The sequence below is a fragment of the Virgibacillus sp. FSP13 genome (assembly GCF_054048505.1).
In genome coordinates, this window is the sequence record NZ_JBSVKG010000031.1 from 1 (window position 1) to 26,552 (window position 26,552).

At 39.4% G+C, this 26,552-nt stretch carries 27 protein-coding genes and 1 pseudogene; 18 read left to right on the top strand and 10 right to left on the bottom strand.

The genetic code is table 11. The features are described from left to right. Positions 1-605: 605 nt before the first annotated feature. The 9 genes from ACW2QC_RS18100 (at position 606) to ACW2QC_RS18140 (ending at position 6,137) form a co-directional block, all read left to right on the top strand. Positions 606-776 (top strand): hypothetical protein, encoded by a 171-nt coding sequence (locus ACW2QC_RS18100; protein WP_457545344.1) that lies wholly within the window; start codon positions 606-608, stop codon positions 774-776. A gap of 277 nt (positions 777-1,053) precedes the next feature. Continuing rightward, positions 1,054-1,449: an NUDIX domain-containing protein gene (locus ACW2QC_RS18105; RefSeq protein WP_457545345.1), complete on the top strand. Its 396-nt coding sequence runs from the start codon at positions 1,054-1,056 to the stop codon at positions 1,447-1,449. Positions 1,450-1,560: 111 nt separating this feature from the next. Next, a complete protein-coding gene (locus ACW2QC_RS18110; RefSeq protein ID WP_457545346.1) occupies positions 1,561-2,064 on the top strand; it encodes a DinB family protein in 504 nt (167 codons plus the stop codon). Between the two features lie 124 nt (positions 2,065-2,188). After that, a complete protein-coding gene (locus ACW2QC_RS18115) occupies positions 2,189-2,458 on the top strand; it encodes an SHOCT domain-containing protein (RefSeq protein ID WP_457545347.1) in 270 nt (89 codons plus the stop codon). Between the two features lie 184 nt (positions 2,459-2,642). Further along, a complete protein-coding gene (locus tag ACW2QC_RS18120) occupies positions 2,643-2,909 on the top strand; it encodes a UPF0175 family protein (RefSeq protein ID WP_457545348.1) in 267 nt (88 codons plus the stop codon). Positions 2,910-3,420: 511 nt separating this feature from the next. Next, positions 3,421-3,978, top strand: coding sequence for a GNAT family N-acetyltransferase (locus tag ACW2QC_RS18125; protein ID WP_457545349.1), 558 nt, complete (start codon positions 3,421-3,423; stop codon positions 3,976-3,978). Between the two features lie 95 nt (positions 3,979-4,073). Next, on the top strand, positions 4,074-4,391 hold the full coding sequence (locus ACW2QC_RS18130) for a transporter suffix domain-containing protein (protein WP_457545350.1): 318 nt from the start codon (positions 4,074-4,076) through the stop codon (positions 4,389-4,391). 220 nt (positions 4,392-4,611) lie between these two features. After that, positions 4,612-4,989 carry a hypothetical protein gene (locus ACW2QC_RS18135; protein ID WP_457545351.1) on the top strand — a complete coding sequence of 126 codons (378 nt, stop codon included), beginning with the start codon at positions 4,612-4,614 and terminating at the stop codon, positions 4,987-4,989. Between the two features lie 269 nt (positions 4,990-5,258). Continuing rightward, complete coding sequence (locus ACW2QC_RS18140) at positions 5,259-6,137, top strand: aminoglycoside 6-adenylyltransferase (RefSeq protein ID WP_457545352.1); 879 nt, start codon at positions 5,259-5,261, stop codon at positions 6,135-6,137. 82 nt (positions 6,138-6,219) lie between these two features. On the opposite strand, the gene ACW2QC_RS18145 is transcribed toward ACW2QC_RS18140, so the two are convergent. Genes ACW2QC_RS18145 through ACW2QC_RS18160 form a run of 4 tightly spaced genes read right to left on the bottom strand, consistent with a single transcriptional unit; the run spans position 6,220 to position 10,316 of the window. Continuing rightward, the gene (locus ACW2QC_RS18145) at positions 6,220-7,590 is read right to left on the bottom strand and encodes an aldehyde dehydrogenase (RefSeq protein WP_457545353.1); all 1,371 of its coding nucleotides are present in this window, start codon (positions 7,588-7,590) and stop codon (positions 6,220-6,222) included. Between the two features lie 15 nt (positions 7,591-7,605). Continuing rightward, a complete protein-coding gene (gene rnz, locus ACW2QC_RS18150; RefSeq protein WP_457545354.1) occupies positions 7,606-8,529 on the bottom strand; it encodes a ribonuclease Z in 924 nt (307 codons plus the stop codon). A gap of 12 nt (positions 8,530-8,541) precedes the next feature. After that, positions 8,542-9,558: an NADPH dehydrogenase NamA gene (gene namA, locus ACW2QC_RS18155; RefSeq protein ID WP_457545355.1), complete on the bottom strand. Its 1,017-nt coding sequence runs from the start codon at positions 9,556-9,558 to the stop codon at positions 8,542-8,544. 17 nt (positions 9,559-9,575) lie between these two features. Next, the gene (locus tag ACW2QC_RS18160; RefSeq protein ID WP_457545356.1) at positions 9,576-10,316 is read right to left on the bottom strand and encodes a glycerophosphodiester phosphodiesterase; all 741 of its coding nucleotides are present in this window, start codon (positions 10,314-10,316) and stop codon (positions 9,576-9,578) included. Between the two features lie 165 nt (positions 10,317-10,481). Between ACW2QC_RS18160 and ACW2QC_RS18165 the strand changes: the two genes are divergently transcribed. The 3 genes from ACW2QC_RS18165 to ACW2QC_RS18175 all read left to right on the top strand — a co-directional run bounded on the left by ACW2QC_RS18165 (position 10,482) and on the right by ACW2QC_RS18175 (position 13,952). After that, on the top strand, positions 10,482-12,098 hold the full coding sequence (locus ACW2QC_RS18165; protein WP_457545357.1) for a M20/M25/M40 family metallo-hydrolase: 1,617 nt from the start codon (positions 10,482-10,484) through the stop codon (positions 12,096-12,098). Positions 12,099-12,182: 84 nt separating this feature from the next. Continuing rightward, positions 12,183-13,145: an MBL fold metallo-hydrolase gene (locus tag ACW2QC_RS18170; RefSeq protein ID WP_457545358.1), complete on the top strand. Its 963-nt coding sequence runs from the start codon at positions 12,183-12,185 to the stop codon at positions 13,143-13,145. A 3-nt stretch (positions 13,146-13,148) separates the two neighbouring features. Beyond that, positions 13,149-13,952: an SDR family NAD(P)-dependent oxidoreductase gene (locus ACW2QC_RS18175; RefSeq protein WP_457545359.1), complete on the top strand. Its 804-nt coding sequence runs from the start codon at positions 13,149-13,151 to the stop codon at positions 13,950-13,952. A 37-nt stretch (positions 13,953-13,989) separates the two neighbouring features. Here ACW2QC_RS18175 and ACW2QC_RS18180 read toward each other — a convergent pair whose 3' ends face one another. Both ACW2QC_RS18180 and ACW2QC_RS18185 read right to left on the bottom strand, forming a co-directional pair. Continuing rightward, complete coding sequence (locus ACW2QC_RS18180) at positions 13,990-14,358, bottom strand: hypothetical protein (RefSeq protein ID WP_457545360.1); 369 nt, start codon at positions 14,356-14,358, stop codon at positions 13,990-13,992. A gap of 42 nt (positions 14,359-14,400) precedes the next feature. Next, positions 14,401-14,826, bottom strand: a complete 426-nt coding sequence (locus ACW2QC_RS18185; RefSeq protein WP_457545361.1) for an ester cyclase — start codon at positions 14,824-14,826, stop codon at positions 14,401-14,403. 708 nt (positions 14,827-15,534) lie between these two features. Between ACW2QC_RS18185 and ACW2QC_RS18190 the strand changes: the two are divergent. Then, positions 15,535-15,741: pseudogene (locus ACW2QC_RS18190) on the top strand (hypothetical protein); the annotation flags it as partial. Here the strand turns inward: ACW2QC_RS18190 and ACW2QC_RS18195 are convergent. Genes ACW2QC_RS18195 through ACW2QC_RS18205 form a run of 3 tightly spaced genes read right to left on the bottom strand, consistent with a single transcriptional unit; the run spans position 15,738 to position 18,378 of the window. Continuing rightward, positions 15,738-17,582: a thioredoxin domain-containing protein gene (locus tag ACW2QC_RS18195; protein ID WP_457545380.1), complete on the bottom strand. Its 1,845-nt coding sequence runs from the start codon at positions 17,580-17,582 to the stop codon at positions 15,738-15,740. The pseudogene ACW2QC_RS18190 and the gene ACW2QC_RS18195 sit on opposite strands and share 4 nt — an antisense overlap. 10 nt (positions 17,583-17,592) lie before the next feature. Continuing rightward, complete coding sequence (locus ACW2QC_RS18200) at positions 17,593-17,787, bottom strand: DUF255 domain-containing protein (protein WP_457545362.1); 195 nt, start codon at positions 17,785-17,787, stop codon at positions 17,593-17,595. Positions 17,788-17,847: 60 nt separating this feature from the next. Further along, positions 17,848-18,378, bottom strand: coding sequence for a hypothetical protein (locus ACW2QC_RS18205; RefSeq protein ID WP_457545363.1), 531 nt, complete (start codon positions 18,376-18,378; stop codon positions 17,848-17,850). Between the two features lie 146 nt (positions 18,379-18,524). Here ACW2QC_RS18205 and ACW2QC_RS18210 point away from each other — a divergent pair, with 146 nt between their 5' ends. The 3 genes from ACW2QC_RS18210 to ACW2QC_RS18220 all read left to right on the top strand — a co-directional run bounded on the left by ACW2QC_RS18210 (position 18,525) and on the right by ACW2QC_RS18220 (position 21,505). Further along, positions 18,525-19,169 carry a hypothetical protein gene (locus tag ACW2QC_RS18210; protein WP_457545381.1) on the top strand — a complete coding sequence of 215 codons (645 nt, stop codon included), beginning with the start codon at positions 18,525-18,527 and terminating at the stop codon, positions 19,167-19,169. A 189-nt stretch (positions 19,170-19,358) separates the two neighbouring features. Continuing rightward, on the top strand, positions 19,359-20,531 hold the full coding sequence (locus tag ACW2QC_RS18215) for a hydroxymethylglutaryl-CoA synthase (RefSeq protein WP_457545382.1): 1,173 nt from the start codon (positions 19,359-19,361) through the stop codon (positions 20,529-20,531). A gap of 188 nt (positions 20,532-20,719) precedes the next feature. Beyond that, positions 20,720-21,505 (top strand): DUF4181 domain-containing protein, encoded by a 786-nt coding sequence (locus tag ACW2QC_RS18220; RefSeq protein ID WP_457545364.1) that lies wholly within the window; start codon positions 20,720-20,722, stop codon positions 21,503-21,505. Between the two features lie 777 nt (positions 21,506-22,282). Here ACW2QC_RS18220 and ACW2QC_RS18225 read toward each other — a convergent pair. Beyond that, positions 22,283-23,284: an LLM class flavin-dependent oxidoreductase gene (locus ACW2QC_RS18225; protein ID WP_457545365.1), complete on the bottom strand. Its 1,002-nt coding sequence runs from the start codon at positions 23,282-23,284 to the stop codon at positions 22,283-22,285. A gap of 575 nt (positions 23,285-23,859) precedes the next feature. Between ACW2QC_RS18225 and nagZ the strand changes: the two genes are divergently transcribed. Both nagZ and fosM read left to right on the top strand, forming a co-directional pair. After that, positions 23,860-25,566 carry a beta-N-acetylhexosaminidase gene (gene nagZ, locus ACW2QC_RS18230; RefSeq protein ID WP_457545366.1) on the top strand — a complete coding sequence of 569 codons (1,707 nt, stop codon included), beginning with the start codon at positions 23,860-23,862 and terminating at the stop codon, positions 25,564-25,566. A 236-nt stretch (positions 25,567-25,802) separates the two neighbouring features. Then, the gene (fosM, locus tag ACW2QC_RS18235; protein ID WP_457545367.1) at positions 25,803-26,225 is read left to right on the top strand and encodes a FosM family fosfomycin resistance protein; all 423 of its coding nucleotides are present in this window, start codon (positions 25,803-25,805) and stop codon (positions 26,223-26,225) included. The last annotated feature ends 327 nt before the right edge of the window (positions 26,226-26,552 follow it).

Below are 26,552 nucleotides of genomic sequence, written 5' to 3' on the forward strand. Positions count from 1 at the left end.
TGTACAAACATGGATTTTGTGGTATAGTAAACATAGAAAAGTGCATATGATAATAAAGACCGAACCCATCAAGTGGGGCAAGGCGCATTTAAGGAAAGTAATCCCTCAAAGGCCGTTCAAACCACATGAGGGATTATTTTTTATTTTTATCGGACATGATAAACGCAATTAACATGCCAAATGAAACCATCAGCATTAGAACGCTTATTATATCTATAGGCGTCACCTCCCTTCTTGGAAATTCCAAAGAAGGTTACCAGTGCGTCACCCCTCATGTGAAGCCAGTCTATTAAACTTTATTATAACATATTGCTATCATTCTATAGCAAAATTAAATAAACAAAATGAATTCAATTTAAACTGAGGTTATCTAAGCAATGATGTGCCGCAATCGGGCACTATAACGGCACAGTTATGCTACACATGGACGCCTTTAGAAGTAATTCAAAGTATACTGGGTTCATGAAAAAAGTGAAACAACAAGGATTTATGCCGACTAAGATATGATTTTTACAGCAAGTACTTTTAATTAGGGAACTTTTGAGCAGTTATGTCGGCTCGATTATAAGTTATAATAAAAGGTATATCTTAATGGGGTGTATGACATGTCCCTTCCTGAAAAAATTATTAAAGAAATTGACATGCTGAATAAGAAGGATAGACAAAAGGTCCTCGATAAAATTAAAGAAAAATACATGGCTAGTGATGTCGTTTTAGTGAACGAAAATTATTCGTGTTGGGATAATGAGAAAGATGACATTTACAATGAGCAGTGATGAAACAGGGTGATGTTTGACTAGCGAATGTTTTAAAGGATCTCGCGCTAAACAAAGCAGTGCCCTGTTATTATTGCTCCAGTAACAAGAATTACTTCTGTACATGGTTCAGAGTTAAAACGCCATCTGGGTTCATTACATATCCATGATCTTGAACGTGTACTTCATATAAGTAGAAATTTACTTTAGAGGTGTAGCCTTTAATTTTATATATTGCAGTTCCACAATAGGGCCATTAAATTGAATAAAAGTACTTAAAAAAGGGGGTAGGTTTGGGATGGAGAAATGGGTTGGCGCTGCAGGTGTTTGTGTAAAAGATGATTGTGTTTTAATGGTACTACAAGGAAAAATTGATGAACCAAAGCGATGGTCGGTTCCTTCTGGGGGGCTGGAGGGCGGAGAAACATTTGAAAAGTGTTGTATTAGGGAGGTTGAAGAAGAAACAGGATACAATGTCGAGGTATTACGCTTTTTATTAAAAAAAGAAAGTGATTATGGTGAAGTACATTATTTTGAAGTAAATGTAACGGGCGGAAAGCCAAAAATTCAAGACCCTGATGAACTCATTTATGATATTGATTGGAAATCACTTGAAGAAATCCAAGATTTATCTCTTTCGTTTGAAGAAGATAGAAGATTTTTAATGGATTTTATAGCGGGTATTAAAAAATAATCCTTTGAAAAGATTTCTTCATCAATCGGTCACAATTATCTAATAGGAATCGCGCTTAAATCATATATAAGAGCCATATTGTTGAAGGTATTAAACGAATGGGGGATATAAATGTACACAACAGAAGATCTAATTGATGATTTTGAAGGTTTTAACTCCTATGTCAGTTCTTTGAAGACAATTGAAGAGACTCTTTTCTTTGAACCAATAGCGGAGGATAAATGGTCTATAGCGGAGATTATTAGTCACATATCATTCTGGGATAGGTACATTCGAGAAGAAACGTTGCCACAAATGAAACCTAATGCAGTCATTGAAAGTATTGACTTTGAAATATTGAATGGTCAGGCAGAAAAATATGCATTATCCGGTGTATCCCAACGGCATTTACTTCAACAAAAGCTGGAGGAAAGAACTCGGCTTGCATCTGATCTAAGAAAAAAAGATGAGAATGAGTTTTTTGCGAAATTTACATTGAACGAGGAAGAAATCGACAAGTATTCAGGTTACCCACATACCATATTTAATTACATAGCGGGATTTCAATGGCACGATAATCATCATAGACAGCAAATTGATGGTTTTTTGAAGAAAAAAGGAATAGAGATACCGTAATTATTTGTAAATAGAATCCTTATCAATAGGGCGCAGTTGTGGAAGAAGGGCTGCGCTCCAAACGGGCCAGATTGCTTAACAAAAAGGTGTTTGCTTAGTTATAATATTATAGAGGTGATATCGAATGTGTAATTGGATGTTCGGTGGTACGTTTGGCGGGGATATGTTTAGTGGAATGGGTTTTCCAATGATGGCTTTAGGTGGAATTACCATACTGTTATTCTGGGGACTTGTTATCTGGGCAGTTATCTATTTGATTCGTAAACTAACCCAAGGACAAACGTTTTCAACTGATGGCCATACATTAAAAATTTTACAAGAACGATACGCAAGAGGGGAAATTGACACACAAGAATATAATGACAAATATAAAGAACTAAATAAAGGAAAATAGATAGCAACCTAATGATATCCATGTCATTAGGTTTAACTTTTATCAACCATCCCATTATGCCAGAAAAGGTTGCGATTGTGGCATAAGATTTTCTGTTGCATCTGCTCCTAACGGGTGCGTTTATTCAATAGGGCGGTTGGTTTATGTATTAAACAGTAGATTAAAAATAATGGATAGGAGTGGGATGATACCATATGGAGCAATAAAAGCAAAAGTTGGAATAAATCCTGAATTTTTGCCTTTTTTAAAAGAAAAAAATTTAAATTCAGTTGATGAAGATGTTAATTTATCACTAGCCATGTGTTTGTTTACTGCAAGAAAACTAACACTGGCCAGGGCAGCTGAACTTTGTGGTAAAAGCTTATCTGATTTTATTCAAATCCTAATTGACCATAACATTCATTGGGCTAAGTATACAGAAGAACAAAAAAACAAGATGACGAAACCATAGAATTTATTCTAAAAGAAGATGGTAAAGACGATGAAAGCAATATGTAATACTGGTCCTATTATTGGGCTATTTCGAATATCTTAAAAATTAATAAACCAGTTACTTAAGGAAGTTGGAGAAAATAATCCGAAACGACTTATTTTTCTTGCTAAATAATATTTCGTGATAAAATTAAATAATGGTTATCTAACTATTTCATCCAAATGTTTTATAAGTGCGTGTTCAAAAAGTCTCCAAATTAGAAGCAAGAAGGTCGAGGCGGCGTAGTCTTGAGGACCGGAATGTAGGTAAAATCTACATGAGGACCGGAAAGACAAGCCAACGAAGAGATTCGCCGCTTATCATTTGGTGACTTTTTGAACAACCTCTATAAGCAATTGGTATATGTTCATATTCGGCTCATGCAGAGACGCATTCGTGTATTAAGGAATGCGTTTTTTTACGTATTGCCAATTGCAACATATATGGTATAATTATCAAAATTATATTAAAATTATGGGAGTAGGATTACATGTTTACGTTTAAAATTGATACGGATTTGTCATTGAAATTACTTGAAAAGGAAGATGCTAATGAGTTGTTTGCTTTGGTGGATGAAGCCAGAGATTACTTAAGGGAGTGGCTTCCTTGGGTAGATAACATGAAACAAGTTGCGGATTATGAGCCTGTAATCGAAATGTGGTTGAAGCAATTTGCCGACCATGATGGTTTTCAAGTCGGCATTATGTACAATGAACGTTTAGTGGGTATGGTTGGTTTCCACGGCATCGATTGGTCAAACAGAAAAACAAGCATTGGCTATTGGTTGTCCGAAAAATATCAGGGGCGCGGTTTGATGACTAGGGCTGTAGCAGCATTGATAGACTACGCGTTCACAGCTTATAATCTGAATCGTGTTGAAATACAGTGTGGTATCGCTAATCAAAAAAGCAAAGCCATTCCTGAAAGACTCGGGTTGAAGCAGGAGGGTATTATCAGGGACGGTGAATACCTGTATGATCATTATCATGATTGCGTTTTGTATAGTGTGCTTTCACAAGAATGGGAGATTTATGATTACAGCCATTGAAATGTACCATCCTTGACATACTTTTTACAACTGAATGACAAAAATTGTACCAATGTATGACAGGTTTAAGAAAATTATTTTTAGGGGATTTCACAATGAGCGAATCTAGAAGTGAAGAACAATTTGCTGAAAATCAAAAGCCGAAGAATAAATCGAAAAGAGTTGGAATCTTCCTTATTGTACTTTCATGCATTTTGTATGGAGTCGCTTTTATTATCCCCTTTACCACACTTCCCACAAGCACGAAAGTCATCATAACTCCTTTATTAGTTGTGCTAGGAGAAATAGCATTCTGGGTTAGTTGTATCATTGTTGGTAAGGAACTGATGAAGCGTTACAGAAAACACTTGAATCCCGTGAAGTGGTTTAAAAAATCAAAGGACGAAAACACGGAATACCGGAATGCTGAATGATTTGGTATTCAGTAACGTGCGCTTTAACGGGATAAAGAAGCATCCTAATTTGCGCGAACGGACCATATTGTTCAGGAAAGTAATTAAAGTTAAATAGCGAGATGTTGAATAACACCGAAACTTATATTGCTTTTTCTCGTATATATGATTATAACAATTGGAAAGTTTGTATTACCGGGCCACATTGTGGATGGCATGGTGAAAAAGGAGGTCTTATATTATGTTTAAAAGGTTTTTTATGGTTGTTTTTACTTTAGTAATAGCTATTGCAGGGGTTTTACTAGCTGCTAAGCATCCAACAGGTCCTAACACTGTTTCTTACGATGAACCAGCTGGTATATGGATATCAATTGGTATAATAACAGTACTATTTTTACCGCCCTTGATTTTAACTCTGTTTAGCAATCGAGTTGTGAGAATCATATTTACAGTGTATCAAGCCTTTGTAGTAATTACATTTTTAGGAATTATACCAATCGGATTTCTTACTCCTAGTAATATTGGGGTTAGCGTTATTGCAATTATGGGAGCTTTGGTTAGTATAGCTAGTGTTGTTGTAACTTTAAAAACTAATCCAAGTAATGAAGTCAAGTTTTGATTTTAATCTACCGCAAATAGGCGCGATTGAAAAATTGTGGATGGACTTGATTCATTGTCTAGACCAATCCCTGTTCTTTTTAAGAAGTTATGTTTTCACATCCTTACCGTAATAGTCTGAAACTTCGGGGTATTTTCCTTTGGTACATGCTGTTTGCGACAAGTTGTAAATCGTTGATGAAAAATTGATAGAAGTGCGGGCTGTAATCAGCGTTATAATGAACCAGTTTTAAACAACTTATTTTTAATGACATGAAACAAGGTGAAACGATGGGAAACCAACAGCAAAAATATGAACAGTTAATCGAAAAAGTAACAACATGGTGTAATAACCAAGAGGACATCCGGGGTATGATTATCGTGGGCTCGAGAGCAAGAACGAAAAGGCCTGCGGATGAGTGGTCAGATCTGGATTTGGTGCTTTTCTCAACCGAGCCGGATAAATACTTAATTTCTGAAAATTGGGTAGGTGAAATAGGCCCTTACTGGATAACGTTCATTGAAAAAACGGCAATAGGTGGGGGAAAGGAGCGTCGTGTATTATTTGAAGATGCGGTTGACGTTGATTTTTCGATATTTCCGTTACTTAGCTTAAATCAATTGTTTGCGAGTGACGAGATTCGAACGACATTAAACAGAGGAATTCGTGTTTTAGTAGATAAAGATAGACTGTTTGAACGTTTTGCTAATTTGGAGGAAAACACAATGGTTGAAGATTATTCCTTGCCATCCAAAGCAGAATGGACAGAGGTTATTCTTGATTTTTGGTATCATGCGGTCTGGGGTGCGAAAAAACTGTTACGTGGAGAATGGTGGACTGCAAAAGTATGTATTGATAATGATTTGAAACAGCTTTTGTTAAAAATGACGGAATGGCATGCCAAAGCAAAGTACGGCAACGATTATGATACATGGCACAATGGAAGGTTTTTTGATAAATGGGCTGATCCTAAAATTAAGGGGGAACTCAGAAAATGCTTTGCCCGTTATGATTCCCGTGAGATGCAGCATGCTTTAAAACACACAATGGATTTATTCCGAAGCGTTGCCAGTGAAACTACAACGCAATTCGACTATGACTATCCAGTAAAGGCTGATGAAAAAGCTACTGAGTGGATTTACCAACAATTCAAATGGAGATCAATGTAAGCATGAAATCTCTTGTCTCCACCAATAGTTTTCTAGCACTGTTTCAGTCTTGCAAACAGTGCTAGAGTTGCAATAAGGAGCCTTACTTCATAACCCGTTTAACGAGCGAGTTTGCTAGTTTACTCCCAGGATAGCGCAATGGCATATCAAACTTGGTCGTTTGTTTCATGATGCTCTTTTTATGGGAGAATGCTTCAAAGCTATATTTCCCGTGATATCCTCCGATGCCACTATTGCCGACACCACCAAATGGCAGGTGTGGGTTTGCTAGATGGTAGAGTGTGTCATTGATACATCCGCCACCAAAAGAAACGTGCTGCATTACTTTTTGCTGATCGTGTTCATTTTCGCCAAAATAATAGAGTGCTAGTGGTTTATCCATTTGTTTTAACTTGGAAATGACATCATCTAATTCGGTAAAGGTCAATACAGGCAGTAGGGGACCGAAAATTTCTTCCTGCATAATAGAATCTTCCCAAGAAATTTCATCCAATAGAGTTGGTTCAATCATGTGGTTATCCGGATCAACGTTACCACCTAAGATAATTCTTCCATCATTCATGTAGGCTTGTAATCGGTCAAAATGCTTCTTGTTGACGATGTGTACATAATCCTCATTTTTCAACGGGTTTTTACCATAAAAGGATTTCAGATGTTTTTTCATTGCTTTTAGTAATTTTGGTTTCACTTTTTCATGAACATATACGTAATCCGGTGCTACACATGTTTGTCCTGCGTTTGTAAATTTCCCCCAGACAATTCGTTTTGCTGTAAGATTAATATTTGCATCTTGTTCAATAATGGCGGGGCTTTTCCCGCCTAATTCTAGGGTAACGGGGGTCAGGTGCTGGCTTGCTTCTCGCATAATAATTTTACCCACTGCTGAACTTCCCGTGAAAAAGATGTAATCAAAGGGTTGCGCTACTAATTGCTCGCTTGTTTCCTTTTCTCCTTCGACTACCGTAACATATTGGCTGTCAAACGTATCACGAATCATTTCCGCTAGTAGCGATGACGTTGCTTGAGTGAACTCGGATGGTTTTAGTACGACTGTATTCCCCGCAGCCATCGCACCAATCGCTGGAGCAATGGCTAGTTGTAATGGATAATTCCAAGGAGAGATGACAAGTGTAACTCCATATGGCTCTCGGACAATATAATTTTTCGTTCCTTTATGGGTGATGGGTGCCTCAGCTTTTTCCGGCTGCATCCATTCTTTGAGATGTTTAAGGGCAAAATCAATTTCCGTGTATAAAAAGCCTAACTCGGTTGTAAGTGTCTCGTGCTGAGATTTATTTAAATCCGTTTTTAATGCCTGATAAATTCGCTTTTCGTTTGATTTCAGCATTGCTTTTAGTTTTTTTAACTGTTCTTTACGAAAAGCATATGACAATGTTTCCCCAGTTAAGAAATATTCGCGGTGGCTGTTGACTACTTCAGCAAATCGGTTCATGTAATGCCTCCTCCATTATTTTGAATCTATTGGAACAACATAAAAATCATGCGCAAGTTCTGTGTTCGAAAATACGTCACGAGCTTCCTGGAGTAATTGTTGATAATCGGCTTGCTGGTAACGTGAAGAGATATGATTTAAAACCAATTTTTTGACGTTGCTCATTTTTGCAAGTAATGCAGCTTGGGTTGTTGTCGAATGAAAATAATCGTTTGCCAGTGCTGCTTTGTCATGCTCAAATGTTGCTTCATGGACAAGAACATCGGAATTCTCTACAAACGCTTGACTTTGTTCGGGAAAGCGCGTATCTCCAAGAATAGAAATAATGCGTCCTGGTTTATCTGGCCCGATAAAATCAGCGCGGTGAATCGTTTTTCCTCCCTCGGTTGTCAAGGTAGGGTTGTCTTTAATTTGCTGATAGATTGGCCCAGGTTGAATCCCAGCTTCTTTTAATTTGTCTACCAAGAGTTCGCCTGGTTTGTCCTTTTCGACGATCCGATAACCGAAACATTGGATTCCATGGTTCAGTTCTTGGCAATAAACGGTGAACGTATCATCCTCAAAAATCTGCCCTTCGTTAATTTCAATAATTTCCAATGGGTAGGTGAGGTGGGTACCGCTTGTTTCCAGGCTTGTCTCAATAAACCGTTTAATCCCTGTTGGCCCATAAACCATCAATAATTCATTGCCACCTTGAAAGGAGCGGCTACTCAAAAAACCAGGGAGACCAAAGATATGGTCCCCGTGTAGATGGGTAATAAAGATTTTCGTGATTTTTCTTGGTTTAATCGATGTTTGTAAAATTTGGTGTTGGGTTGCCTCACCACAATCAAAAAGCCAGATACTGTTGTGTTCTTGAAGCAACTTCAGAGCAACCGCCGATACATTTCGTTCTTTTGCTGGGACACCTGCACCAGTGCCGAGGAAAAATAGTTCCATTGTAAAGTCCTCCTATTTCCAGCCTCGTTTGTATTGTGTTGGTGCTTCAATCGCATAGCCTAATTCGTCAGCAGCAGCTTTTGCCCAATACGGATTCCGCAGTAGGGCACGACCAACGATGACAAGATCTGCACGGTCATTCTGTAAAATTTCCTCTGCTTGTAACCCGGTCGTGATCAATCCAACCGCACCTGTGGCAATGTCTGTTTCACGTTTAATCATGTCACAGCGGGGGACTTGATAACCTGGATAGGCCTGGACTTTTGCTGGGACAACACCACCTGAACTGCAGTCAATTAAATCGATTCCTTGTTGTTTCATTTCATTCGTGAAGTAAAGGATATCATCGGCATTGTTACCAGCTTCATCGTATTCATCGGTTGAAATGCGCACGAAAATAGGGCCATCCCATTCTGTTTTTACCGCGTCAATAATTTCAGATAAGAAGCGATAGCGATTTTCCCGGGATCCACCGTAATTATCTGATCGATGGTTCGTTAACGGGGAAAGGAATTGATTAATTAAATAGCCATGTGCACCATGAAGTTCAATAATATCAAAACCAGCTGCTTTGGCACGCCTTGCTCCTTGTTTAAAAGCATCGATGGTTTGCTTAATATTTTCCGCTGTCATCTCTTTTGGCACTTTATACTTTTCGTTAAACCGTGTTGCTGTTGGTGCGAAAATATCTGATTCGACTTCTGCTTTACGACCGGCGTGGGCTAATTGTATCGCGGATTTAGCGCCATTAGCATGAATTTGTTCGTTGATCATTGTTAGTCCCTTCACATGATCATCGTCCCAGATGCCCAAATCTTGGGGAGAAATGCGTCCCTCTGGCTGAACGGCTGTTGCTTCAGTGATGATTAATCCTACTTGACCGACTGCCCGGCTTGCGAGATGTGTCAGATGGAAGGGGGTGACTTTCCCATCTTGTTTAAAGCAGGAATACATACACATTGGGGACATAACAATCCGGTTTTTTAGTTCAACGTCTTGGAAATTGATTGGTGTAAATAATTTTGGCATAGTGAGTCCTCCTAGATTTATTGTTGGGTGTTAAAAAGTTTTCGTTGCTCGATTGCGAGATCTGGTACGTCGGTAAAAATTCCGTCGCTTTCAAGTGTAAAGCAGCGCTGCATTCTTATTGGTTTGTTTATCGTATACACACGCACAGGCATATTTTCCTCGTGACATGCGTCAAAAAGCGATTGATTGAGCAACCGATATTTCACGTGTAGGGCAGTTGCGCCAAGTTGTTTGGCATCACGCACCAGATATCGATTCCGTCTTGATGTTAAAAGAGCAACATCCATATCTGGGTGAAGCTCATGCGTTCGCTTTACACTAACTGGATTAAATGTCGACAGAATAGTTCGATTTATCAATTGATATTCCATGAGTTTTTCATATACAATTGTTTCAATGTTTGTATAATCTATCTTATTATTTTTCAACTCAATATTTAAGTATAACGACTTGGGTTTAATCCATTGTAAAAATTCATCCAAGGAAACAATTGTGGTCCCAGCATATTTTTGTGAAAACCAGGAACCAGCATCCAATTGTTTTAACTCGCCAAATGTAAAATCTTTGATGTAACCTTTTCCATTTGTTGTTCGCCTTACATGTTCATCATGGATTAACACGGGAACATTGTCTTTCGTAAGTTGAACATCTGTTTCAATTGCATCTGCACCTAGCTTATAGGCGAGTTCAAAGGCAGGCATCGTATTTTCAGGTGCGAGCCTGCTAGCACCACGATGTGCGAAAATTTTTGTAGTCAAAAGGTTCACCTCAGTCTTGATTGTGAATAAGGATAAAACTAGGTTCAAGCCTTACGTTGTTACGACGCACAGGACGTCGCGTTTTTAGCTTGTAAGGGCGCTTATGCTTTTGTTAATTGTGTTGCAATCTTTTCTAAAAGTCAATTCTCATGGGAGGAATTTAGGATGAAACATTGGCAAACGAAAGAAGAGTTAACCGAATTGTTATGTTCACTCGTTCATCATCAAAGTGTTACCGAAAGCAATGCGGAAATTGCACTTGCTGAATATCTCTACCATATTTTAGCACAAAAGGAATATTTTCAAAGCCATCCTAATTTCTTAAAACTTCATCCGTTAGATGATGGCAGAAGACTTTTAACTGCATTCGTAAAAAAAGGCAATACAAAAGAAACGGTTATTTTACTAAGCCATTTTGATGTTGTTGGTGTGGAGGATTATGGATCATTAGAAAATCTTGCCTTTCATCCAAAGGAATTAACGAAAGAAATGGAACGGATCAAGGATGGTTTACCAGAACAGGTCAAGCAGGATATTACAACTGGCGATTGGTTGTTTGGACGAGGTTCGATGGATATGAAAGCAGGTCTCTCTCTTCACTTATCCATGATTGAAAAAGCGATAGATGATGAATTCGACGGCAATATTCTTTTATTAACAGTTCCAGATGAAGAGGTGAATTCACAAGGGATGTTAACGGCACTGCCAGTATTGAACCAATTAAAAAAAGAAGAAAACATAACCTATAATGCCTGTTTAAATGGTGAGCCAATGTTTAGCAAATATCCTGGTGACGATCATTATTATGTATATACAGGATCGATCGGAAAAGTGCTTCCAGGTTTTTATTGCTATGGAAAGGAATCACATGTCGGTGAACCATTTGCGGGCGTAAACCCTAATTTAATGATTAGCTATTTATCCCAGCAATTGGAATTAAATGAAACATTTATTGAAAAAAATGGGGATGAAGTGACACCGCCGCCAACAAGTTTAATGCAGCGGGATTTGAAAGAGGCCTATTCGGTGCAGACACCAAATGCTGCAATCGCGATGTACAATGTTCTGTATTTAAAGCAATCTTTTCACGAACTAAATGAAAAATTGATTGCTGGTGCAACAAAAGCAGCTCGGGAAATAGAAAGTCATGTAAAACAGAAAGCAGGTTATTTTGCTGATGTTGCTACGGATTTTACGTTGCCTGATTTTCAGGTACGTGTCATGATGTATGAAGAATTATATGCTGAAGCAGTGAATAGATATGGAAAAGAAGAAATTACGCGGCGGCAAAATTTACTAGTTGCCAAGCGTGAACATGGCGATCGTGATTTTTCTACATTGCTTGTGCAAGATTTGGCTGCACTTTGTAAAGATTTAGGACCAATGATTATTTTGTTTTACAGTCCACCATTTTATCCTGCTGTTTCATCGTTTGATGACCCGTATATTCAAGATGTGATGGATAACGTGACGAAACAAACAAAACAGGGATATCAGATTGAATTGACTGTGGCAGAATTTTTTACCGGACTGTCTGACCTAAGTTTTGTTGGACCACCATCGTCACAAAGTAAATTGAGTCAATTAACAACGAACATGCCGCTGCAAAATAATGGATTCGTTTTTCCAGAAGATGTCATGGAACAGCTGACAATGCCAGTGTTGAATATCGGACCACTGGGAAGGGATCCGCATCAGTGGACAGAGCGATTGGAACTGACATACAGCTTCGAGTATTTGCCGGAAATTTTGACTGATGCGATCAAGCAACTTTTGAAATAGAAATAAACAATGTGACAAATGAGAGAAAAAGGGGTAAACTAAAAGTAAATGAATGACCATTCACTTTTAGAGGAGCTTATATAAATGAAAGTATTACACGACACGATTACGAAAATTACATTACCAACACCATATCCTGTAGGGGATGTCCATGTTTACCTGTTGAAAGGGGATACGTTATCACTTGTTGATGCAGGTGTGAAGACAAAAGAGGCGTGGGAAGCCCTTACTGTACAATTAAAACAAATCGGGTACACGCCAAATGATATTGAACAGCATATTTTGACCCATCATCATCCAGATCACATTGGGTTAGTAGGCGAATTCCCAAGGGCACAGTCGATTGTTGGCCATAAATACAATGATCCGTGGTTAACAAGAGATGAGACATTTTTAAATCAATACCAGCAGTTTTTTAGCGACAATTTTAAGCTAGCTGGTGTTCCTGATCGATATTTACAACTCTTGGAAAAACTACAAACACCTTTACAGCTTACTGGTCAGGGAAAATTAACGGCCATCATTGATGAAGGGGATACGCTGCCAGGGCATGGGGATTGGCATGTTATTGAGACAAAAGGGCATGCACAAAGTCATTTATCCTTTTTGCGTGAGGCTAATGGGGCATTTATTGGTGGGGACCATCTACTCAAGCATATTTCACCAAATCCAATTTTGGAGCCACCACATGCGGACGAGAAAGAGCGTGCTAAACCATTGCCACAATACAGGAGAAATCTGGAAAAATGTTTGAAACTTGGAATCACCACCGTTTATCCAGGGCATGGTGACATATTTTCAAATGTGGAAGAATTGATACCAATGCGTTTGGCAAAGCAGGAACAGCGGGCGAATAAGGTGCTTACAATGTTGCAGGAAAAAGAACAGACACCTTTTGAAGTTTGTCAACAACTTTTCCCGAAAAAATATGAACGTGAACTTGATTTAACAATGTCCGAAACGATCGGTCAGCTTGATTTTCTTGAGGAAGAGGGCAAAATTGAAAAAACGCTGAACGATGGGGTACTTTTCGTGAAAGCAAAGTAGGTGATGTCTGTGGGGCAACATATCCAAAATAAAACGATTATTGTAACTGGAGCATCGAGTGGGATCGGTGAACGTCTATCGTGGCATATTGCGAAAAATGGCGGGACACCGATCATGATTGCCCGTTCGTTTGATAAATTGGAAAATCAGAAAGAGAAACTTCGGCAATCATTTGAAGCAACGTCATTCGCTTATCAGGCGGATATAACCAATCATGAGGAATTTGCGGATGTTATTAAGCAAATTTTGGCTGACCATAAACAAATACATGGACTGATTAATAATGCGGGTGTAGGTATTTTTGATTATGTAGACGAGATGAAACTTGATGATATGGAGCGGATGTTTCAATTGAATGTGTTCGCCTTGATTCGTGGTACAAAACTGCTTTTGCCGCACTTTTCAGCGAATCGGCGGAAATGTCATATTGTCAACATCGCCTCCCAAGCCGGTAAAATTGCCACACCGAAATCCGCTGTTTATGCGGCTACAAAACATGCTGTCATTGGCTTTACCAATGCTCTTCGGCTGGAGGTTGCCAGTAAAGGAGTTTACGTAATGGCGGTTAATTTAGGACCAGTTCGAACAAATTTCTTTACGACTGCTGATCCAGGCGGCAGTTACCAGAAAAGCGTCTCCCGGTATATGCTTGATCCGGACAAGGTTGCGCGGAAAATAGTGAAGCATTTATTTATGAAAAAGCGGGAAATTAATTTGCCACATTGGATGGATGCTGGAAGTAAGCTTTATCAGTTATTTCCAGGTGGGGTGGAGACGCTGTTGAAGAAGCAGTTTAATCGGAAGTAGGGGAGGGAGTTTTTTCTTCCCCTACAAACGATTGACGCTAATCTGCCGTTAGTGTAAAGCTTTCCGTATGTCCTTTCCACTTAATCACTGCTTCGATTTCTTCATCTTCTTGTGTTACAGCGCATCCAGAACAACTGCTTCCTTTACTTGTAACGGCGGATGAGTCCTTATTTATTATGCCCCCGTGTACGGAGAGGCTGCCTAATTCATAATCAATTGTTTCTGGAGCAGGCTTTTCTCCTGTATAGCGAATAGCATATTCAATACTTTCACTGTCAGAATCGTGTATGTGAGCGGTGTAACGAACAGACCAATTATCACTTTCACCAGTAAATGTAAGTGTTTTTTGGGAGCAAGCAACTAAATGAAGGGCGATAATGACAAATAGAAACAGACTTTTTTTCAATTTATTCCCCCTCCTCCGAGAAAATGGGTGAAAATGCAAAATTTATGGTGATGCAATTTGAGCTCCTAACTGTTGCACGACCTGTAAATCACTCATCTCGCACCATTGCTCTTTAATTTTTCCACCTTCCATTCGAAAAATAATGATTCCTGTTTCCTTAACCTGCTGATCTTCAGATGGGATATCAAGTAATCCGCCTTTATACGTGCTGTAACCAGTATAGCGGGCAACGATTTTATCACCTTCTTCAATCGTATCTTGGACCACCCATGTACGATCGGCAAAAGAAGTACAATACCATGATAGCCAGTTTTTAAAATTGTCCCTGCCAACAAAACCTTCATCATGGCCTTGAGAGTAGGTGACCATGTCTGTCGCTGCGACTTGATCAACTGCCTGTAAATCTCCTTTTGTAAATACTTCTTCAAACCATATTTTTACAATCGCTTTCTTCCCGTTCGTAAGCAAAAAAATCCCTCCTTATTTTGGGACAAAGCCTAATTCGTTTTCATCTGGATCGCTAATTGTGAATTTCCGACTGCCATATGCGGTGGAGAATAGGTTTTCTACTACTTCCACCTTATGAAGCAATTCTTCCCACAATGCGTCTACATTGTCTACTGAACTATTTCGATAACCTTGTTGAAAAACCCTGCTATCAGCTGGAATAAAGCGGAAAGTCGCCGGAATAGAGCGAGAAGTCGCCGGAATAGAGCGGAAAGTTGCCGGAATAGAGCAGGAAGTTGCCGAATAGAGCGGGAAGTTGCCGGAATAGAGCGGGAAGTTGCCGGACAAAGCGGGAAGTCGCCGGACAAAGCGAGAAGTTGCCGGACAAAAGCGGGAAGTTGCCGGACAAAGCGAGAAAGTCGCCGGAATAAAGCGGGAAGTTGCCGGACAAACGGGAAAAGTTGCCGGACGCAAGCGGAAAGTCGCCGGACGAAGCGAGAAAGTCGCCGGACAAACGGGAAAAGTCGCCGGACAAAAGCGGGAAGTTGCCGGACAAAGCGGGAAGTCGCCGGACAAAGCGAGAAAGTCGCCGGACGAAGCGAGAAAGTCGCCGGACAAAAGCGGGAAGTTGCCGGATGAGGGCGGGAAGTTGCCGGACAAACGGGAAAAGTCGCCGGACGAAGCGAGAAAGTCGCCGGACGAAACGAGAAAGTCGCCGGACAAACGGGAAAAGTCGCCGGACAAAAGCGGGAAGTTGCCGGACAAACGGGAAAAGTTGCCGGACGCAAGCGGAAAGTCGCCGGACAAACGGGAAAAGTTGCCGGACGCAAGCGGAAAGTCGCCGGACGAAGCGAGAAAGTCGCCGGACAAAAGCGGGAAGTTGCCGGACAAAAACAAAAAAGCCGCAATCTTCAGAAAAGATTGCGGCTGCTTTAACTTTTTTTCACTAGTTTCCAGGCTTCTGCTGGGTCTGCTGTCGGTTGGTTACATACGAAATTTTCACATACATAAAAAATAGTCTCCCCATCCCGTTTTGTAAAATCAGACACAAATGAGGCAATAGCGGCCAATTGTTCAGGTGATTCACATTGAAGCAATGAAACATTTGGTAAAAATTCTTGTTGTAATCGTTTTGTGAAATTATGATCACTACCGATTACAACGACCTCTTTTGTTGGAAGCTCTGTCAATAATAAGCTCTGCATAAACGATGTGGTAGTGTCTGGATGTTGCCGTACATCCATGTAAAACGTGTAATACATGGCATCAACTTTATCAAAATAGGCTGTTTCTCCGGTTAAATGACCCAATTGGATAAGGGTAAGTGCCGCAATACTGTTTCCTGATGGCAGTGTGCAATCCAAAATTTCCTTTTCCCGGACGATTAATTCGTTACTGTCATGTCCTGTGAAGAAAAATCCGGATTGGTCATGATCCCAAAACAAATCAATCATACTGTTGGCTAGTTTCCGGGCCTTTTTTAGGTAGGGCAATGATAATGTTGTGTTATACAAATCGATGTATGCTTCTAAAAGAAATGCATAGTCGTGCAGATAGCCATTACATGTTAAAATCTCATCGTCGTAGAAACAAGCCTTCACCTGTTCGTTCTGCACCAAATTGGTTTCGATAAATGTCAAGGCATCTTCAGCTGTTTTAAGATAATCCGATTCCTCGAATACATTGCCTGCTTTAGCTAGTGCGGTAATCATCATTGCATTGCTAGCCGTCAAAATTTTCTTATCGACTGCTGGGTGCTCGCGCTTCGTTTCACGAGCTGATAATAATTGAACACGCGCTTTTTCCAGCTGCTGACTTAGTTCCACCAATGAAAGCTGATGTTCCTCCGCAATACCTTCCAGATCGGAATCAACCAAATTTGGCACATTTTTGCCCTTGAAATTACCTTTGTGTGTCATGCCATATGCCTTTGTATAGAGCTCTCCAAGTTCCTCGCCAAGAACCTGCTGAACTTCATCAATATCCCATACATAATAGTTACCTTCCACGCCACCTGAATCACTATCAATCGCAGAAGAGAAGGCGCCATTTGATAGGTGCAGGTCACGCATAACAAACGAAATAATTTGTTCACTTACTTTTTTGTAAAACGGCTTTTTCGTAATTTGGTAGCATTCCGTATAAGCGATCAGCAGTAATGCATTGTCAGACAGCTTTTTTTCAAAGTGGGGGACAAGCCACTTCATATCGGTAGCGTAATGGGAAAAACCAAAACCAATCTGATCGTAAATTCCTCCGTTTGCCATGGCTTTTAAGGTATGTTCCGCTGTTTTTAAGGCATCTTTTTTTCCGGTTAGACGATAGAAACGTAACAAAAATAAAATATTTTGTGGTGCAGGAAATTTGGGTGCTGCACCGAATCCGCCGTATGTTGTGTCTTGTCTGTCATGAAGCAGCTGATATGCTTTAATCGTGTATTTGCTGGATAATTTCTTGGGACTCTTGATAGATATACTATTGTTCAGTTCCTCGTTTACACTTTTGGTAACTGCTTCGATATGCTCCGGGTCATCGTGAAATTCATGGTGCATGCTCGTAAGTACGTCCATTATTCCGGGTATAAACGATTTACCTTCCCGGGGAAAATACGTCCCCGCATAATACGGTATTTGGTTAGGCGTCATAAAAATAGACAGTGGAAAGCCGATTTGACCAGTCATCATTCGGCAAACTTTCGTGTACAATGAAGCAATATCCGGTCGCTCTTCTTGATCAACTAAAATAGAAACATAATGTTCATTTAAATAATCTGCAATTTGTTGATCTCTAACGTTCGATTACATGACATAAGTGATTCGTACTGTAACCAATGAATAGAAAAATAGGTTTGTTTTCCTTTTTTGTTTTTGCAAATGCTTCATTTCCCCACGGATACCAATTTACCGGATTGTCGGCATGCTTATTTAGAAAGGCTGATTTTTCCTGGATTAATTGGTTGGGTTTCCGATATTCTTTAGGCATGGTGGAGTTCTCTTCTTACACACTGGATTTGTGCTGATATGTATGCTTATGCTGTTTTGGTTACCTTATTTCTTTCTTCCCAGGAAATCCTGTATAGGTAAAACACGTTATAAACGCAAGGAGTGTGACAATTATGGCAAAAACAAGTCCAATAGCTCCCATAAATGTATCTTCACCTGGATAGGAAGGCTTCAACGTCAACAGGAAATAAACGAAAACGAACGTTAATACCATATAGAAGCTGCTTCCGATCAATCCCATCTTGACACGACTTTTTTTCGTACCTTGCCATGCTTTGTTAAAAAGAATCCATAAAAAGATACTACCGATTACTGCGAAAAACATAATAACAAAATGGACAAATGGAATTAAGAAATACGTCAGTGCGAAAAGGATCAGACCAGCCGCAAAAAATAAAGCAGCGTTCATCACAAACAGAAATATTCCCGCTGACCAATGATTGTGAAACCATGTTGCGCGCTCAATTTTTTGAACGAATTTATTCTCGTTGCTGATTAGGCCAATTATTGGTTCCTTAAAAAAGATGGCAATTAAGACGCCAATAAGTCCGATTAAAAAGACAAGGGACACTATATCATCTCCTTTGGTACAAGTTATCCTTACTTTAACATAAAATTCCTTTTATATCTGGTTTGAAAAGGGGCAAAAAAACTATTGACTTCCTTATTGTTTACATGGAAACTGAATATAGTGAACGGGAAGGGAGCGGGTAGTTGATGGAGCTAATTCTCACCTACCAATGGGAAATATTTATCACGATTGAACTGTTATCCATGGCAGCGCTTTTGCTTTTCGGTATTGTACGTTATTTCCTGAATAAGAAACAGCTAAGCATACTATTTATCCTTGCTTTTCTAGTATTAATAGTATTAGAGGCACTACTAGCATTATTGATTTATCAGGAAACAGGGGAAATTTCCACCTTCCAGATTGTCATTGCTATATTCGTGATCTATGCGTGTACATTTGGAATCTTTGACTTTATGAAGCTTGACCGCTGGATGCGAATGAGAATCGGTGGTTGGCGTGGTGTGGAACTTTTAAAAGAAAAAGACTATCAAATCATGGAAAGAAATAAAGATCCGAAGTATTTGGCGAAAAAATATCGCCGGACTTCCATCGCGCATTTGCTGGTATTTGTTGTGGTGCAATCCATATTTTGGATGTATGGGACAGATAGTTTGGAGGAAGCGATAAGATATATACGTGACTTTTCCTGGATTGAAGCAGGTACCGCCGCAGAATCGCCATATCCGAATGAAACGATTTATTCGATCGGGATGATTTGGGGGATTGTTTTCATCGTTGATTTCATCTGGTCATGGTCGTATACTATTTTTCCATCGAAACCGAAAGCATAATGATAAAAAGGGGAATAGGAGGAGAATTGGGAGCCTCTCCCTAAGTTCATCTCGTTTTCGTTCTCTTTTCATTGTTTTTCACGGTAGATTATATTATGATTTATAATGTTGGTTTTAATTATGTTTAAATTTGTGAAGAAAATCACTAAGTAATCTAAAATTTATACAGGTAAGAAAAGGTGAAGAATGGTGAAAATAGGAATTGATAAAATAGGGTTTTATACACCGCATTTATATGTTGACATGAATAAGCTAGCTGTCAGTAGAAATGTAGAACCGGAGAAATTCACAATCGGGATTGGACAAGAAAAAATGGCGATTCCTCCAATCACGCAAGATCCGGTTACGTTAGCAGCAAATGCGGCATTGGAAATTTTGGATAAAGAAGATAAAGAAAAGATAGATTTTGTCATTTTCGGGACGGAATCAGGCATCGATAATTCTAAATCAGCTGGGGTTTACGTCCATCGTTTATTAGGGGTGAACCCTCATGCCCGGGCTATTGAAGTGAAACAAGCTTGTTATGGCGCAACCGCGGGTATTCAAATGGCAAAAGGTCATATTGCGTTAAATCCTGACAGCAAGGTGTTGGTATTAGGTTCAGACATTGCTAGATATGGGCTGAATACGTCTGGTGAAGCAACACAAGGAGCGGGAGCCGTTGCCTTACTAATTAGTGCCGAACCCCGCATCATGGAATTGGAAGAAAACAATGCTTATTTGACTGATGATATCATGGATTTCTGGCGTCCGATTTACTCAGATAAAGCTTTTGTTGATGGCAAGTTTTCCAATGAACAATACATTCTATTCTTTGAAAAAATATGGAAACAATATAAAGAAAAGACAGGTCTAGAGTTAAAAGACTTTGAAGCAATCTGTTTTCACCTTCCGTACACGAAAATGGGGCTAAAGGCATTACGGGTTGTTTTGGGTGAAGCCGCGGAAGAAGATAAGGAACGGTTACTAGCCAATTTTGAAATCAGCAGGAAATATAATCGAAATGTTGGCAATATCTATACCGGCTCATTATATTTAAGTTTGCTTTCTTTGCTTGAACAAAAAGAAGATTTACAGGTTGGTGCAAAAATCGGACTCTTCAGCTATGGGTCTGGTGCAGTAGGGGAGTTCTTCACGGGTATTTTGCAGCCAAATTACCGGGAACATTTACACATTGTACAACATACACAGTTATTTGCAGGAAGAAAAGAAGTAACGGTTGCAGAATACGAGAATATTTTCCAAGAAACGTTACCAATTGATGGGTCGACAATAGAGTTAGATATTGAAAACGATCCTGCAACAATTTGTTTATCTGGGATGAAGGACAATATGCGTCAGTATGTGAATAAAGAGCGTTAAGAAATTTGTGAACGAGACTAGAAAGCAAGAACCTGTATATAATGCAGGCTCTTGCTTTTTTTGGTTTTGTAGTATTTTGCCTGGTTACTACAGGGGATCAATATTAGAAAGAAGTTTGCGCATTTAATAAATATTTGAAATAATTGCTTACAAGTATATGTGATTGCCTTGCTAAAAGGGGGATTTTCATGGAGGTTGCAATCATATATTTAGCGTTCTTTCTAGCTATAATGAACTTTCTGTTAAGTAGGTGGTTATTCGGTGAAAAAAGAAAAAAGATTTCCGAAACAGACGGTGAAACGATTCATCGGTGGCTGACTTTTTTACTTGTATGTATTGGTATAGGTGTTTACATTCTGATCGTTCGTATGGATGCAGTGGATAGTAAGGTTATTATGGTGTTTTTGCTGTGCTTTTTGGTTGTGATGTATGGTTTTCAAGCCTATATGGAGTGGAAATATTTGCAGGGGTCGAAACAATTTGTGATTCCTTTAATCCTTATGGTAGTAGGTGTAGCCTGTATATTGGCAATATTTTTCATCAACAACCAGATGAAATATACAACTTTTTCAAAGGTTGTTTCCGATCAACTTAATGAAGAAACGACCGTCCGGAGCATTACTATTTATCAGAATCATCTGTCTGGCGATATTCCGGAGAGAGAGGCAAGTGCAACCATAAAAGATAATGAAACGATTGATCGTATTTTGGAAGATTTCTCAGATATGGAACTAAAAAAAGTGGATGGTTTTCGTGAATATCGGAAATATAGGATCAGAATTGTCGTTACCAACCAGGTGGCAGCGGATCATTACTCAACGGAAAGTTTGACTGTCGGGTTTGATGAAAATTATCTTACCACCTCTGAAGGTTACCATGGAGTTTATGAAATAGTCAGTGAGATAGACCAAATGAAAACGATTGAATCGCTTGTTAAGAGTGGGGAAATTGACTGGGAATATTATGATGAATGAGTCTGTTATCTGGCGATGATTTTAAACTTTTGTGCGGAAAAGATGGTTCTTATGAAGAAATGGAAATTGAAAGGGTGTACAAATACTGTTCCCATGGTATACTGTATGTATTATCGAGGAATAGATCTCCCGAATAACGTATCACTGCTTCATGTTGACCCATGAAGCGGTGCAATGATCAAACCCCATCAAAAGGGCGGCTCATTGTCCGAAGAAAAGATCTCCCGACTAGAGCGGTGAACTCAGAGGGGAGGTCTTATTTTTTGTTGGAATTATTAGTCTATTGTGTTTACAAGCGCAAAATCCGTGGTATACTATACATAGAAAGAATTTACACAACATAAAATATAAAAACCGCTCCATGCGTGAACATGAAGCGGTGCAATGATCAAACCCCATCAAAAGGGGTGGCTCATTGTCCGGAAAAAAGATCTCCCGACTAGAGCGCTGAACTCAGAGGGGAGGTCTTATTTCTTGTTGGACATTATCATCGCCACCAGCGTCCCGAATAAAATCATTAGGGACAAAGCTTGGTAGGTCTGTTCGTCCATGGCATCACCTCCTCCCGTCAATCCACCGAATAATCCAATGGCTACCGACGAGCAACAGAGATGAGCCACCCTCCCATGAGAAGTCAAATCATTGCTTATCCGAATTATAGCATAATTACGATGCATGTAGTTGAAGTTTTAGAAATAATTTGTCATTTCACAACAAAAAGAGAACTAGACTCATCTAGTCCCCTTAAGTGCAAATCATAATTTAATCCTATCCATCTTATTTACCATCCACTACTTCTTTTAAAATCTCATACGAACGTTTTTGTTTATCAGGATCATACATATACGATACGGCCATGAGCTCGTCCACGTTGTATTTTTCTTGGAAACTTGTCAGCTGTTCCCGTATTGAATCTTTACTTCCCATCAAAGTCATGCTGGACATTGACTTAGCTGCTTGTTTTTCTTGTGGGTTCCAAATATCATCCATGTTTTCAACTGGCGGAGTTAATAGTTTCTTGGTTCCACGTACAATATTTAGGAAAAATTGCTGCATGGTTGTTGACTCAAATGCTGCCTCTTCATCACTTTCCGCAGCAATGACATTCAGACATACCATCATATATGGCTCTGCCAAGTATTCAGATGGCTTGAAGTTTTTACGATAAATAGAAATAGCATCCTCCATAAACCTCGGTGCAAAATGGGAAGCAAATACATATGGTAATCCTAATTCAGCTGCTAAATGAGCGGAATTGGGTGATGAACCAAGAATGTAGATTGGAATATTTGTGTCAATACCTGGAAAGGCTTTGACAAAACCTTGCCTTTCTTCCGGACCAAAATAGGTTAATAAGGATTGGACATCATTTGGAAACGTATTAACGGTATCACTTTTTGACCGTCTTAATGCGCTTGCAGTCAGTTGGTCTGTACCAGGCGCACGGCCCAGACCCAAGTCTAGACGATCTGGATAGATAGTGGCCATCGTTCCAAACTGTTCTGCAACGACTAGTGGGGAATGGTTGGGCAGCATTACCCCGCCAGAACCAACACGGATCTGTTTCGTATGTTCTAACGTATGTTTTATTAAAATCGAGGTAGCCGAGCTCACCAATGTTGATGTATTATGATGCTCCGCTATCCAATATCTTGTATAGCCCATGTCATCTGTGGCCTGCGCCAAGTCAACCATGGCATCTACTGCTTCTTTAGCACCACTTCCTTGACGAATTGGAGCCAGATTTAAGACTGATACGGGTATATTAATAGTTGCCATAATAGGTTACCTCTTTTCTATATGCTTTTCAAATTCATTGTAGCAATAAGTGTTGGGGAAACAAACTTAATTGCTTACTGTATTGAAAAGTTGGGGTATTTGTAGACTTAGACTTAAATCAACAAGCGTTCTATTTTCCCGGGAAAAACAAACGGGATTTTGTGTTAAAATTAAAATAATTAGCTAATGGGCTAACAATAACAGAAGAGTTGAACAGGAAAATGGATAGTACAAATAAGTGAGGTATCTATCGAAGACTTGCAAGCTGTAACTTGTCCAACCCTTATTATGCATAGCAAACATGATGGATCTGTACCATTGGAACATCCATATTTTGCCCATGAAAATATACCTTTATCAGAATTATGCCTGCTTGACACATGGGGACATTTAATTTGGCTTGGTAAATCATCTAATGAAACTGATGAATGTCTTATTAGATTCCTCAAATCATAAGCATGTAACGCAAGATAGAGGAAGTTCTTGGAGTGAAGCGATCTTTAATATTCCGGAGAAGTATGTTAGAATCTTTGTCCAAACAGAAGAGCCAGTAAAAAAATCGCGGGGGAATTGTTATGCTTAAGCGTATCACTATTATCGTCATCATTGCCATCATCGCTATTGGGGGGATTATCTTTTTCATTAGTCTCTCAGGGGAAAATACCGATGATAGGCAAGTAGACCAACAACCAAATAAAACATCACCAGGTAATGAAAATAAAGAGGCCTCGGAGCTGGAATCAGCTTTGGACAACATTTTCAACTTAGCCAAACAAGGGAAAATTCCAGACAGCAATATCCTCGTCGGTGAAACGACTTCCGATGATGTGCAAGAGGCTTGGGGAGAACCGAATGAGACTGCTGATACGGAGGTTGGCCGTTTTTTGAACTATCCGTCACATGACATCAATGTTGGTATTACAGATGATATTGTGTCTGATATGCGTTCGTCGCAGGAAACATTCACGGAGTTTGATTTGGATACCATAAAATCATATAAAAAACCCGATAATACGCGTTACTATCAAGACAGAGATCATGATCAAATTATTCTTGTTTATGAACTTTCCAACGATTATGTCTTGAAATGGGTACTACCGAAACCTGTCAGTGATTCAGATAACCCTGATGTGGATCATATTTCATTATCGAAGGAAATTAACGGGGATGGCGGACAGAATGTGAAAGGTGATGATTCCAGAGATAGTGATGGTATAAGCCTTAATGAAAAAATCGGACAAATGATTTTCAGCGGGGTCAATGGAACGGAAATGACTGCCGAATCAAAAAAAATTATCGAGAAGTATCATGTTGGGGGTATCATTTTATTTGGCAATAACATCGAAAGTAAGAATCAAACCGTTCGTCTTTTAAATGACATGAAGGTTGCGAATGCTGATAACCCTTACCCGTTATTGCTGGGAGTCGACGAAGAAGGCGGCAGTGTGACACGAATGCCTGATCAGGTGAAAAGTCTGCCGACGAGCCGTTCGATTGGGGAATTGAACGATCCAGATTTGTCCTTTAATGTCGGCACCATCCTCGGTGAACAGATGCAAGCACTTGGTTTCAATTTGGACTTCGCGCCTGTTCTTGACGTTGACAGCAATCCAAATAATCCTGTCATCGGTGACCGTTCGTTTGGCAACAATCCAGAAATTGTCACAAGACTGGGCATTCAAACGATGAAAGGAATCCAGAGTGAAGGGGTTATTTCGGTCATGAAACATTTTCCTGGACACGGGGATACCGGTAAGGACTCCCACTTGGAACTCCCAAAAGTTGATAAAAGCTACGAGGAGCTATCCCAATTGGAACTTGTGCCGTTCAAAAAAGCCATTTCGGATGGTGCTGATGTTAACATGATTGCACATATCCTGCTTCCAAAAATCGATGCGAATTATCCTGCATCCATGTCTAAAGAAGTGATTACGGGCATTTTGCGAGAGGATTATGGTTTTGATGGTGTTGTCATTACCGATGATTTGACGATGGACGCCATTACGAATCATTATAATATCGCTGACGCAGCAGTCCAGACAGTGAAAGCGGGTGGAGATTTATTGCTTGTTGCACATGATCCGGATTTGATTGGCCCTGTTTTTGATAAATTGAAAGCGGCTGTTGAAGACGGAGAAATAAGCGAGGACAGGATAGATAAAAGTGTGGAACGCATCACACGTTTGAAAGAAAAATACCAGCTGTCGGATGAAAAGACGCCAAAACCCAATTTCCGATCGATCAATGAAAAAGTGGAAGCCATTTTGCAAAAGGTATCCTGATCATGGAGAAATGGGTATAATACGTGCGGCATTGCGACAGGTGTTCTTAAGCAATGGAAAACGGATCGTGAAAGTCTTTATCAGGGATCGGGATTATAGGTATGATAGATTTGGCGACCTTCGCAAAAACGGGGAAGTTGTTGGTTGGTCGCCGCCCGAAACCGTGTACCATCTTTAATTGCACTGTAACGGGCATTTTGTAAAGTTTATTTGAAAAATTTTTCGGGGTGATATAGGTGTCGATAACAGGACTTAATCATTTTTTGTTTTCGGTCTCAGATTTAGAGAAATCTATTGAGTTTTATAAAAATGTATTTAATGCCAAATTGTTAACAAAAGGAAGAAGCACTGCTTATTTTGATTTGAGTGGAATGTGGCTTGCTCTTAATTTGGAGAAAGATATTCCCCGCAGTGAAATCGAACAATCCTATACACATATAGCTTTTTCAATCGAGGCAGCAGAATTTGACAAAATGTATAGGAAACTAAAGGAATTGAATGTGAATATATTGTCAGGACGTCCAAGAGATGAGAGAGATAAGAAATCTATTTATTTCACAGATCCAGATGGTCATAAGTTTGAATTTCATACAGGGACATTACAGGATAGGTTAGATTACTATAAACAGGAAAAAACACATATGGAGTTTTATGACTAAAGAGGTTCCTTGTTTATGAGACAACCATAAATTTTAAAATATTTATAAACGTATTCCAGAGTTGAACGAATTAAGGAAGAATAAAAGTTCTAAAAAAGCTGATTAGTGTTAAGGTGTTGTGAATAATTGCACTTAAGGTAATTGGTGCTTTAACGGAATAAAGAAGCACCAGATTTTTATCTCTTAATGGAATATCTAAGGGGGGATTGATTTTGGGGAAGTCATATATAAATATAATTTTTTACATTGCACTTGCACTAATACTTTGGTTTATTCTGGGATTTATGGGAGTAAATATACCATATGCAGTTTCCGTTTTTAATAGAA